Here is an 11,907-nt window from a genome sequence, read left to right as displayed (position 1 = left end):
CATGAAAAATTTCGCATCACTCTCCCTTCTTTTCATCCTACTTCTTAGTTGTACGGGACAGGAGGTTTCGGATCAAGACTACCAAATCAAAACCGGAGTTTTGGCTGCTCCTGAACATCAGAGAGCAGAAGCAACAGTGCTTGGATATAATCGCAATGGGGAAATGGTCATGTTGAGAGAAGGTACCAATGATTTCGTTTGCATTGCTGACAATCCCACTAAGGAGGGATTTAGCGTAGCAGCCTATCACAAAAGTCTTGAACCATTTATGACTCGAGGAAGAGAATTGAAAGCTCAAGGACTGAATGCCAAAGAAGTTTTTGATAAACGTGAAAAAGAAGTTGCTGCTGGTACTTTAGAGATGCCTGACAAGGCAACTCTTTACGTTTCTACAGGTGATCTGAATGAGGAGACAGGTGAAATTGACAACTTCTATACTCGATACGTAATCTATATTCCGTACGCCACAGAAGAATCAACAGGAATGCCTTTAAGTCCCCCAGCTCCCGGTGCTCCTTGGATAATGGATCCGGGCACACATCGGGCACACATTATGATTAATCCACCTAAGAACTGATTACATAACCACCGGCCAGAAAATAATATCAACGCGTCTATTCCTCCGTCTTCCTTCCCAGGTTCTATTGTCGTAAACAGGATTGAATTGCCCGAAATCTCTTTTCTCTATTTGGTTGCTTTTGAAGTCTAAGTTCAAAAGTCTCTCAATTACTGCATCTCCTCGCATTTCAGAAAGCCACTCATTATACTCAGCTCCACCAATATTATCGGTATGACTGTGGATTGTAATCGTATAATCCCTGATATCCGCTACCGAATCTATCAATTGTTTTAATTCATCCAGCTGATAATCATCGATGTAATAGCTGCCTCCACCAAAATAGATGCTTTTAAGGATGTATGCCTGTGGCTGATCTTGGGCACAGCAAAAGGATATACTGCATGCAAGTAATATGGTCGCGAAAAATCGCATGTTTAGAATAAACGGACTTAGGGACTCCTTGTTTCGAACATCCATCTTTCCTTTCAACCATTCATCAATTATCAGATATTCTATCTCCACTATCCTATTTAAATTACTGGAACTCTTAATAACAGAAACCTAAAAGATATGAAGAACAAATTACTCACTTTGCTTCTCACAATCAGCTCCGTAGCTTTCGCGCAAAAGCTGGACATGGAAGCATTCAAAAACATGGCACCTCGAAATATCGGTCCTGCTGGTATGTCGGGTCGAGTCACCGCTATTGATGTGGTTACCAATCAACCTGATGTGATGTATGTAGGATCTGCTTCAGGCGGTGTTTGGAAATCGACCAGCGGAGGGATAGACTGGAAGCCCATCTTCAATGATCAAACGACTGCCTCTATAGGTGCAGTTGCTATTCAGCAGTCAAATCCTTCAGTGGTTTGGGTTGGTACCGGAGAGGGCAATCCAAGAAACTCACTCAATGGAGGAGATGGAATTTACCGTACACTGGATGCAGGTAAGACTTGGAAAAAGATGGGACTTGAAAAGACTCGACACATCCATAGAATTATCATACACCCGGATGACCCTAATACAGTATTTGTAGCAGCAATCGGTTCTCCGTGGGGAGAGCACGAAGAACGTGGTGTCTACAAAACAACAGATGGTGGTAAAACCTGGAATAGAATTCTATTCACAAACATTCGTACGGGAGCAGCAGAACTTGTAATGGACCCAAGCAATCCAAATAAGTTAATGGCTGCAATGTGGGAGCACAAACGTGACCCCTGGTTTTTCAAATCGGGTGGACCTGGATCTGGATTGTATGTTACTCACGATGGAGGTGAAACTTGGGAACAGCGCACTGAAGAAGATGGTCTGCCAAAGGGTGAACTCGGCAGGATGGGAATTGCGATAGCTCCATCAAGACCAAACGTAGTTTACGCTATTATTGAGTCTAAGAAAAACGCGCTCTATCGGTCAGATGATGGAGGCTTCAAATGGAGAAAGATCAACGATAATAATGACATTGGAAACAGGCCTTTCTACTACTTTGAAATTTATGTAGACCCCGTTAATGAAAATCGTGTTTACAGCATTTTCACATACGTCAATGTATCTGTCGATGGGGGGAAATCTTTCTCACAGCTGATGGGAGCATATGGTGTAGATAACGGTGTTCACCCTGACCACCATGCCTGGTACATTCACCCAAAAGATCCAAACTTCATGATGGATGGAAATGATGGAGGGTTAAATATCACAAGAGACAGAGGTGAAACCTGGAGATTCGTTTCAAATCTCCCCGTCGGTCAATTCTACCACATCAATGTAGATAATGAAACTCCTTATAATGTGTATGGCGGCATGCAAGACAATGGCTCGTGGGCAGGCCCAGCATATGTTTGGAAAGCCCAAGGAATAAGAAACCACTACTGGCAAGAAATATCCTTTGGAGATGGATTCGATGTTTTACCTGATCCTAGAGATAGCAGATATGGCATCTCAACCTCTCAGCAGGGATATGCCTCTATTTATGATAGAAAAACAGGCTACAATGAAACAGTAAGACCAACCTACCCAGAGGGTGACGAAGAACTCAGATTCAACTGGAATGCAGGGATGGCTAGAGATTCGCAGAATCCTTCTGTGGTATATTTTGGGAGTCAGTTTGTGCATAAAAGTACAGATGGCGGACAAAATTGGGAGATCATCTCACCTGACCTAACCACCAATGATCCGGAAAAACAGAAACAAGGAGAAAGCGGTGGTTTGACAATGGATGCAACCGGAGCTGAAAATTACTGCACAGTAATTGTAATTGAACCTTCACCACTAAACTCGGACTTGCTTTGGGTTGGTACCGATGATGGTAATGTTCAAATTTCTCGCAATGGAGGTGACAGTTGGACCAATGTGGGTGGAAATCTTCCAGGACTTCCACCGGGAACATGGATCACTCAAATAAAAGCTTCTAATAAGAATCAAGGTGAAGCGCTTCTGGTTGCTAATGATTACCGGAGATTCAATTACACACCCTATGCTTATCGAACGAGAGACTATGGCCAAACATGGGAACGAATTGTAGACAGCAATGATGCTGTAAGCTACTCACTTTCAATTGTAGAAGATCCTGAAGAATCTCGACTACTTTTCCTTGGCACTGACGATGGACTTTATGTTTCGATAGATGCCGGATCTAACTGGACAAAGTGGACAGAAGGATTTCCAACAACAAATGCATATGATTTGGTTATTCATCCAGAAGAGCATGACTTGGTTATTGGAACATTTGGAAGATCTATTTGGGTGCTGGACGATATTCGCCCTCTTCGTAAAATTGCTAAAAACGGAAAATCAACACTGGATAAAGTACTTAGCGTTTATAATCCACCTGTGGCATACTTCGCGGCAAATCAGCAACCTAAAGGTTCAAGGTTCGGAGGAGATGCACTATACAACGGAGAGAATAGACCTTACGGTGCGATGCTTACCTATTCTATAAACCGTCCTGAAGAAGAGAAAAAAGAGAAAATGGATGATAAAAAGAAGGGAAAAAAGAAGAAAGATGAAGCAATAGAAGTCGAAGAAAAAAAGGAAGAAAAAGTGTCGTATGATTCCCTTCTTATCGAAATAATCAAAGGTGATGCTGTAATTCGAACATTGAAATCAAAAGCACCAAAGGAGAATGGAATCCACAGAACCTTCTGGTACATGGATGAAAAAGGTACTAGCTATATGAGCAGAAGAGATCGAAGAGGTAATAGAGAGCCAGGCGGCCTTACTGTACTCCCAGGAAGTTATAAAGTACGATTCACATTCGGAGATCAAAAGGACTCCACCAATATAGAGGTTAGATACGATCCCAGATTAGAAATGTCAGATGCAGCGATTAAAGCTCAATATGATGCACTTAAATCACTTGAGTCTAAATATGCAACTGGTGTTAAAGCTGTTGATCGACTCAAGGAAAGCTTAGATATTGCTAAGGGCATTCAAAGTGATTTGAAAGATAAAGACAAAGAAGGGTATAAAGAACAGTTGGATTTATGCAAGTCTACTATAGACACTTTGAATAATATGCTGGATGTATTTCTTGGAGAGGAAGATGATCGACAAGGGATTACTCGTGGCACTCCAAATAGCGTAAATAGCGCATACTTTGGAGCTATGAGGTATACAGATAATGCACTTCATGCACCGGGGCCAACTGAAAACAAACTCATCAAGAGATTTGAAGAAGATCTAGGCAAAGCAATGGAAATGGTCAACGGTTACTACGCCGAAAAATGGCTGGAATTCCGATCTGCCGTGGAAAGTTTAGATACCTCCCCTTTCAAGGATTATGAAGAAATAAAAGAAGAGTAACACAAAAAAGCCGCCTCTATTAGAGACGGCTTTTTTATTTTGTACCAAAATCATATAAATGAAGATTCTTAAAATTTTGGCTACTGTTATTTTATTATTAATTATAGCTGTTGCCTCATATGCCTTCTACATTAAATCCATACTTACTCCATCCTATTCTGGAGAAGTTCAGATTAATGGATTAACTGAAAGCACAGAAATTTACTTTACAGCCTACGGCATCCCACATATCTACGCCAAAAATCAAGCAGATGCTTATCGCTCACTTGGATATATACATGCCAAGGAAAGGCTGTGGCAAATGGATTTATTACGTCATGTGGGTAGTGGACGACTATCTGAGCTTTTTGGTCCGGATATGATTCAGGTAGATAAGTTTCTCCGAACCATGGGACTTAGCTCCTATGCTAAAGCATCCTCAGAAAGTTATATCAAACGAAATCATGAAAGCTTGCCGCTTATTCAAGCCTACCTCGATGGCATCAATCACTACATAGCCACTAATCCTAAACCATTTGAACATACAATTCTCGGTTTACAAGTCCAACCATTTGAGGTTCAAAATGTGTTTGAAACACTTACATATATGGCGTTTAGCTTTTCGAATGCCCATATCACTGATCCCGTATTAACTGAACTTTCAACAAAACTTGACTCAGCGTATTTACAAGATTTAAACATTTATCACTACAAAGGTGAATCTACTCTTCAGTCATTTGACGATAGGTATTCAAAACAAGCAAAACAAACAATCACAGTTCTTAGCCAACTTAATATTCCTGAATTTATAGGCAGTAACAGTTGGGTACTTTCAGGAGAAAAAACCAAGAACGGTAAAGTTATTCTAGCTAATGACCCTCATATTGCTTTCTCGCAACCAGCTGTATGGTATGAAGCCCATTTAGTTTCGCCAGAAAATGAATACTATGGATATCACATCCCCGGTGCACCCTTTCCCCTACTCATGCACTCCGAAAAACAAGCAATTGGTCTCACCATGTTTGAAAATGATGACATGGACTTTTATGTTGAAGAAATCCATTCCGAAGACTCAATGATGTATCTCCACAAAGGCCAATGGAAAGAAGTTGGATTGGTAGAGGAAGTCATAAAGGTGAAAGGTGAAAATGATTACACTTTTAACATTCGCTCAACAATTCATGGTCCAATCGTTTCGGACATTTTACAAGACGAACCATTGGATGACATAGTCAGTATGCATTGGGTCACTTCCAACTATCCAAACTACATGATAGAGGCTATTTACGGTTTTGTTACGTCTGAGAATATTAATGAACTGGAAAGTGCGGCTTCTAGAATTCATGGACCTGGACTCAATATTATGTACGGTGATTCGGCCGGTAATATCGCTTGGTGGGCCGTTGGTAAGCTAATTAGACGTAGAGATGAACGAACAAGCAAAACCTTCTATGATGGCACTTCAGGACTGGATGATCCAGATTCAACTTATGCCTTCAACAAAAACCCACATGCCATCAATCCACCATGGGGATATGTACACAGTGCCAATAATCAGCCTGACACAGTAGAAGGTATTCTATATTCAGGATATTATTTACCTGATGATCGATCCGAAAGAATTACTGAAATCCTCAATCCTTCTTCTAATGCAACGGTAGAAGATATGAAGATGATGTTTCTAGATGATAAATCTATGATGCAGGAAGCAATCAAAGGAATTCTCCTGCATGCGATTAAGGACACTAAACGGGGAGATATCCTTCGATCACTCTTAACATGGAAATGTGATTTCAATAAGGACGATTCTCGCCCCCTCATTTTTCAAAAATGGGTGAATGAAATTTTAAAAGCAGCAATGAAGGATGAGATTGGAGAAAGCTTATGGCCAGTTTACAAAAAATCACATACATATAAAGTTTCGGCTGAATATTTAATCAAAAATGAAAAAACATTATGGTGGGATGATCTCAACACTGAAGAACAAGAAACTCGTTCTGTAATCATCCAAAAAGCATTTGAAATAACTCTTAGTCATCTAGAGGAAATTTGGGGTAAAGATTATACTCAATGGAAATGGGGAGATGCTCATACCCTTAACCACAAACATGCAATGGGTGACGTGATTAGTTTTCTAAACGTTGGTAAGTTTTCGGTATCTGGGGCAAATGAGGTAATTAATAACATGGGATATACGTATCAAGAAGTTCCAGAACAAACCATTTTATTTGGGCCTTCAACGAGACGGATTGTAGATTTTGGTGATGTGCGAAACAATAGTTGGAGCATACTACCAACAGGTCAGTCCGGAAACTATTTCAGCCCATACTATGACGACCAAGCATTGATGTTTGCTAATGGCGAATTCCGTAAAATGGAAATGAATTATGACAGTATAAACCAATCAAAAAATAAACTTGTCTTGAAACCATCAGACTGAACCTCGGACAGTCGCATAATGTTATCTTTACGTCAAAATAAGACAACCTTAATCTTAAGAATATGGATAACCGTAAGTACTTACCATTTATCATTATTGGAATCGTCGCATTCATTGTGCTGATTTCAGCATTCAACCGAATTTTTTATCGAATTGAAGCCTCAGAAAGAGCAGTGCTATTTAGATCACTCAGCGGAACTTTAGAAAAAGATAACATCATTGGTCCTGGCTGGCAGGTAAAGGCTCCATGGAATGACATTTACATATATGAGGTCTCTGAGAGCAAAATCGAAGAGACCATGGACGTGCTGGATAAAAATGGACTAAGTATTAGTGTTGATGTTACCATAAGATTCCACCCTAAGTACGATGCCATAGGTACCATTCAGGAAAACTTCAGAGGAGATTATATTCAAAGACTGGTTATTCCAGAAGCCAGATCTACTGTCAGACAAGTTATGGGTAGGTATACCGCCGAAGAAATTTATTCTACCAAAAGACCAGAAGTTGAAGCAGCCATAAAAGAGGAAACTCGATTAGTGCTGGGTGCATCAGGCAATGAAGTCGAAATGAAAAGCTTGCTAATACGATCTATTAAACTTCCAGAGCAAATTAAAAATGCAATTGAAAACAAACTAGAGCAAGAGCAAGAAGCTTTAGCTTATGAATTTAGACTGGATCGTGAAAAAAGTGAGGCTGAACGTAAGCGTATTGCTGCGGAAGGTGAAGCAGCTGCCAATAAAATCATTAATAGCAGTTTGACAGATGAGTTACTGAAAATGAGAGGAATTGAAGCTACACAACAGCTTGCTAACTCGCCTAATGCAAAAGTGATTGTAATAGGAGCTGGTGATGGAGGTCTACCACTGATCTTGAATGGCAATTAAACCTTCAAAATCTGGATTATAATCGTTAATTTCGTGGAAATTTTAAATCAGCAAATTAGAAATAAATAACATGTCAAAAACCGCTCAAATAACCGTAGATGGTAAAACATATGAGTTACCTGTAACCGTAGGGACTGAGAACGAAACGGCAATAGACATTAGCTCGTTTAGAGGTCAATCTGGCGTTATCACTCTTGATAGAGGATTCAAAAACACGGGCTCATGTGAAAGTGCCATCACATTTCTGGATGGTGAAAAAGGAATCCTTAGATACAGAGGCTATCCAATAGAGCAACTTGCTGATAATTCCACATTCCTTGAGGTTGCTTACTTGCTGATTTATGGTGAGCTTCCAAATAAGGCAACATTTGACAAATTTGCGGGCGATATCACTCATCATACACTTGTCAACGAGGATATCAAGAAAATTCTAGATGGCTTCCCTTCAGCTGCTCACCCAATGGGTGTTCTTTCATCTCTGATTACGGCACAAACTGCCTTCTACCCTAGCAGTCTTGACCCTAACAGATCTAAAGAAGAAACAGAACTAAGCATTATTAGACTATTAGCTAAAATGCCAACATTCGCAGCCTGGGCTTATAAGAAAAAGGTAGGTCATCCAGTGATTTACCCTAGCAATAAAATGGATTATTGTGGAAACTTCCTGAACATGATGTTTGCACTTCCTGCTGAAGAATATGAAATTGATCCAGTCGTAGCTAACGCCTTGGACAAACTTCTAATCTTGCATGCCGATCACGAGCAAAACTGCTCAGCTTCAACCGTACGAATTGTTGGGTCAAGCCAGGCAAGCTTGTGGGCATCTATCTCAGCTGGAATCAATGCTTTATGGGGACCACTTCATGGTGGAGCTAATCAAGCAGTAATCGAAATGCTGGAAAACATCAAAGCAGATGGAGGTGATACCAAAAAATGGATGGGTAAAGCTAAAGACAAAGATGATCCATTCAGATTAATGGGCTTTGGACACCGGGTATATAAGAACTTTGATCCTAGAGCAAAAATCATCAAAAAAGCAGCAGATGACGTGTTAGAGAAACTAGGCGTTGTTGATCCTATACTAGATATTGCGAAAGGTTTGGAAGAAGAAGCATTAAGAGATGAATATTTTGTAGAAAGAAAGCTTTACCCCAACGTAGACTTCTACTCCGGAATCATATACAGGGCCCTTGGTATTCCAACTGATATGTTTACTGTAATGTTTGCATTAGGTAGACTTCCAGGATGGATTGCACAATGGAAAGAAATGAGAGAAAATGGCGAGCCGATTGGGAGACCAAGACAAGTATACACGGGAATGAACGAGCGAGATTATAAAGATTTTTCGAAAAGATAGATTCACATATTAAAATAAAAGCCCACTAATTAGATCTTGGTGGGCTTTTTTTATGCATTTCAATCATAATAGATTGTAAATTTCACGAAGTGAAATCCTTAGTATACATCTTATTCCTCCTGAACTCCTTACATATCTTCCCTCAGAAGACTAGCATTATCAATTATACTGTTGACGATGGGCTACCAACAAATATGGTTTATTGCGTGGAACAGGATGATGATGGATTCATATGGTTTGGAACAGATTCCGGACTTGTAAGGTATGATGGATATGAGTTCACTACCTATACTCTAGATGATGGCATTCCAGATACAGAGATTTTACATTTTTTTAAAGACTCAAAAAGTCGGATTTGGTTTTTTACTTTAAATGGCAAAGTAGGATTTGTGCAAAACGGATCTATTCATAGTTCCAAGAACACCGATTGGCTAAAAAAACTTGATCTTAAAGGGCGAATTACGAGCATAATCGAAGCATATGGAAAGATATTTTTTGCCTCAGTATCAAATAAAATAAAAATTCTTGAAGGTGATAATATTGTTGAATTAGATCTCCAACAAAGCAGGTTTATTTCACTATGCAAATGCAATGATGCAGTGTATATTTTATCATTAAGTAAGATTTATAAACTAGATGCAACATTACAACTCAAAGAATTAGTTACTCCTAAATTTTCAATTGAATACACCTATCCTCTCTGCTATGATGGCAATATTATCTCCTATGATAGACGCTTGGAAAGAGGTCGCTTAGTCAGAATTTTGTTAAAAGATACGATTTCACTAATCATTACTACCAAAACTCATACAATTTTAAATCTTCAGCAGCTAGAAAATAGATTGCTACTCTTCAGGCCAGAAAAAATACAATCGTCAATTTCTGAAAGACCTTATCATTTTGAAGAATACTCACAATTACAATTTATCTCTTCACTTCTCAAAGATAGAGAAGGGAATATCTGGTTTACGTCCATAAAGTCAGGAATCTATTTTAAACCAAAAACAGAACTTAAATTAAAATTAGATAGTAAAAATGTCACTGCACTAAGAAAAAAAGACAATAAATTAATTGTTACGCATGGTACTCAATTTATAACTGAGATTGGTCGTAACAATCGAATAAGCTCAACCATCAGATATGTCCCAAAAAACAGTATTAATTATATTGGGCGTGACCTAAATAATGATCTATGGTTTGTTGGCCACAGCGGCACGTACTTTAATTCCAAAAAAATCTCGTCAAGTGCCCTGACTATTTCTTTTAGGGACACAAGTAATTTCATTATAGGTGGAAGATACTACGTCAGTGAAGGCAATCTTTCCAATCCAAGAAGAAATGTGATTAGATTTCCAGGATATGTTAAAAGCATTTCCATTTTAAGAGACACCATTTATCTGGGTACAGATACCGGGCTTCAGCAATTTCATTTTGATTCGATTACGCGTGCAGGCTCATCACCCCTCTTAACTGCTCGAATCAATGATATGAAAATATGCCATGAAAATTTACTATGGTTGGCTACAGATGGGAATGGCTTGCTCACCAAAAATGGATCACATGTTACACAAGTTTCCACCAAACATGGATTGGTATCCAATGTCTGCAACAAGTTATTGATTTCAGATTCAATCTTTTGGATCGCAACACCAAAGGGAATCAATAAACTAAAATGGAAGAGAGGCCAACTGTCCATTTCACTGCTTGATAAATCTGACGGTCTTAAGGATTATAAAATCAATGACATAGCTGTTTTCAATGATAGCATCTATCTGGCAACTGGTGACGGGCTATATTCTTTTCCTACAGGTATTCGGCTAAGGGAACCAAATAATTTTAAGTTCTATTTTGATAAGATCTTAGTTGATAATATCAACTACGCTGGAGGGACACTAAATCATGAAACAAAGTCTGTCTTCATTGAATATAAAGCACTCGTTTATAGAAATCATGGCAGTCTTCAGTATCAATATCAACTCACTGACCCAGAAGATTCTCTCCTCAATGACAATTGGATAAACACGAAAACTAATCAAGTAAATTTTTCAAGTTTAGAACCAGCCAAATATTCATTTTTGGTACGAGCAAAAACCAAAAATAGTGATTGGTCCCCTTCGATAATGTATCAATTTGAAATAGTACCCGCCTTCTGGCAAAGAAACTCTTTCTATGTGCTTGCTTCTTTAGCACTTCTTCTAATCACAGCAATCTTGACACGGCAGTACTACAGAAATCAAAATTTCAAGAAAGAACTCGAAAGATCTAAGGCCCAAGCTGAGATAAAAGCACTTAAAGCCCAAATTAATCCTCACTTTTTATTCAATGCACTCAACTCCATACAATCATTTGTATTAGAGGGCGATCTTGAGAGTTCGGATAAATATCTTGTAAAATATGGAAGATTGATCCGAAAAGTCCTGGATCACTCTGATCAACTTACAGTATCTCTAGCCGATGAATTGGAGATGCTCGAACTCTATGTTGCTTTAGAAAAACTTAGATTTGATAAAGGGTTTAATTACAAAGTTTCAATTGATCAGAACATTGAACCTAGGAGAAGCAAAATACCCTCTATGGTGATTCAACCGTTTATTGAAAATGCTATTTGGCACGGCCTCTCTTTGAAAGAAGGATTTAGAGAGATATGTATAGAATTTAACAAACTTGATAATGGAATTCAGGTATGTGTGATTGATAATGGAATTGGTTTTGATGTGAATGAATCCATCAATAAACCTAAGCATGACTCCAAAGGGACAAAACTTGTAGCTGAGCGTCTTGCACTGTTAGGCAATATCAATGGAATTACATCCGGTTTTGAAATAAAAAGTTTTCCCAAACTTGGTACCACGGTTAAACTTACTTTTTCAGACAGCCTTAATTAATG

The 11,907-nt window shown here is 38.9% G+C and carries 7 protein-coding genes; 6 read left to right on the top strand and 1 reads right to left on the bottom strand.

Annotated features, from left to right (window positions below):
- Position 1: 1 nt before the first annotated feature.
- On the top strand, positions 2 to 577 hold the full coding sequence (locus ABJG98_RS02125; RefSeq protein WP_348277808.1) for a hypothetical protein: 576 nt from the start codon (positions 2 to 4) through the stop codon (positions 575 to 577).
- On the opposite strand, the gene ABJG98_RS02120 is transcribed toward ABJG98_RS02125, so the two are convergent.
- Positions 578 to 1,081: an OmpA family protein gene (locus ABJG98_RS02120; protein WP_348277807.1), complete on the bottom strand. Its 504-nt coding sequence runs from the start codon at positions 1,079 to 1,081 to the stop codon at positions 578 to 580.
- A 48-nt stretch (positions 1,082 to 1,129) separates the two neighbouring features.
- On the opposite strand from ABJG98_RS02120, the gene ABJG98_RS02115 reads away from it, so the two are divergent.
- From ABJG98_RS02115 to ABJG98_RS02095, 5 genes are all read left to right on the top strand, one after another.
- Positions 1,130 to 4,357, top strand: a complete 3,228-nt coding sequence (locus ABJG98_RS02115; RefSeq protein ID WP_348277806.1) for a hypothetical protein — start codon at positions 1,130 to 1,132, stop codon at positions 4,355 to 4,357.
- Positions 4,358 to 4,415: 58 nt separating this feature from the next.
- Entirely contained in the window at positions 4,416 to 6,776 is a 2,361-nt protein-coding gene (locus ABJG98_RS02110) for a penicillin acylase family protein (RefSeq protein WP_348277805.1), read from the top strand.
- A 62-nt stretch (positions 6,777 to 6,838) separates the two neighbouring features.
- Positions 6,839 to 7,663, top strand: coding sequence for a prohibitin family protein (locus ABJG98_RS02105; RefSeq protein ID WP_348277804.1), 825 nt, complete (start codon positions 6,839 to 6,841; stop codon positions 7,661 to 7,663).
- A gap of 70 nt (positions 7,664 to 7,733) precedes the next feature.
- The gene (locus ABJG98_RS02100; RefSeq protein ID WP_348277803.1) at positions 7,734 to 9,020 is read left to right on the top strand and encodes a citrate synthase; all 1,287 of its coding nucleotides are present in this window, start codon (positions 7,734 to 7,736) and stop codon (positions 9,018 to 9,020) included.
- Between the two features lie 89 nt (positions 9,021 to 9,109).
- Positions 9,110 to 11,905 carry a histidine kinase gene (locus ABJG98_RS02095; RefSeq protein ID WP_348277802.1) on the top strand — a complete coding sequence of 932 codons (2,796 nt, stop codon included), beginning with the start codon at positions 9,110 to 9,112 and terminating at the stop codon, positions 11,903 to 11,905.
- Positions 11,906 to 11,907 lie beyond the last annotated feature (2 nt).

The sequence above is a fragment of the Ekhidna sp. genome, assembly GCF_039960695.1.
Classification (GTDB): Bacteria; Bacteroidota; Bacteroidia; order Cytophagales; family Cyclobacteriaceae; genus Ekhidna.
Note: the sequence above shows the minus strand (reverse complement) of the source record. Positions and strands in the feature narration are given on the sequence as shown.

Excerpts from the sequence above, each read along its gene's own strand:
- ABJG98_RS02105 (WP_348277804.1), top strand. The coding sequence starts at position 6,839 with ATGGATAACCGTAAGTACTTACCATTTATCATTATTGGAATCGTCGCA.
- ABJG98_RS02125 (WP_348277808.1), top strand. The coding sequence starts at position 2 with ATGAAAAATTTCGCATCACTCTCCCTTCTTTTCATCCTACTTCTTAGT.
- ABJG98_RS02100 (WP_348277803.1), top strand. The coding sequence starts at position 7,734 with ATGTCAAAAACCGCTCAAATAACCGTAGATGGTAAAACATATGAGTTA.
- ABJG98_RS02115 (WP_348277806.1), top strand. The coding sequence starts at position 1,130 with ATGAAGAACAAATTACTCACTTTGCTTCTCACAATCAGCTCCGTAGCT.
- ABJG98_RS02110 (WP_348277805.1), top strand. The coding sequence starts at position 4,416 with ATGAAGATTCTTAAAATTTTGGCTACTGTTATTTTATTATTAATTATA.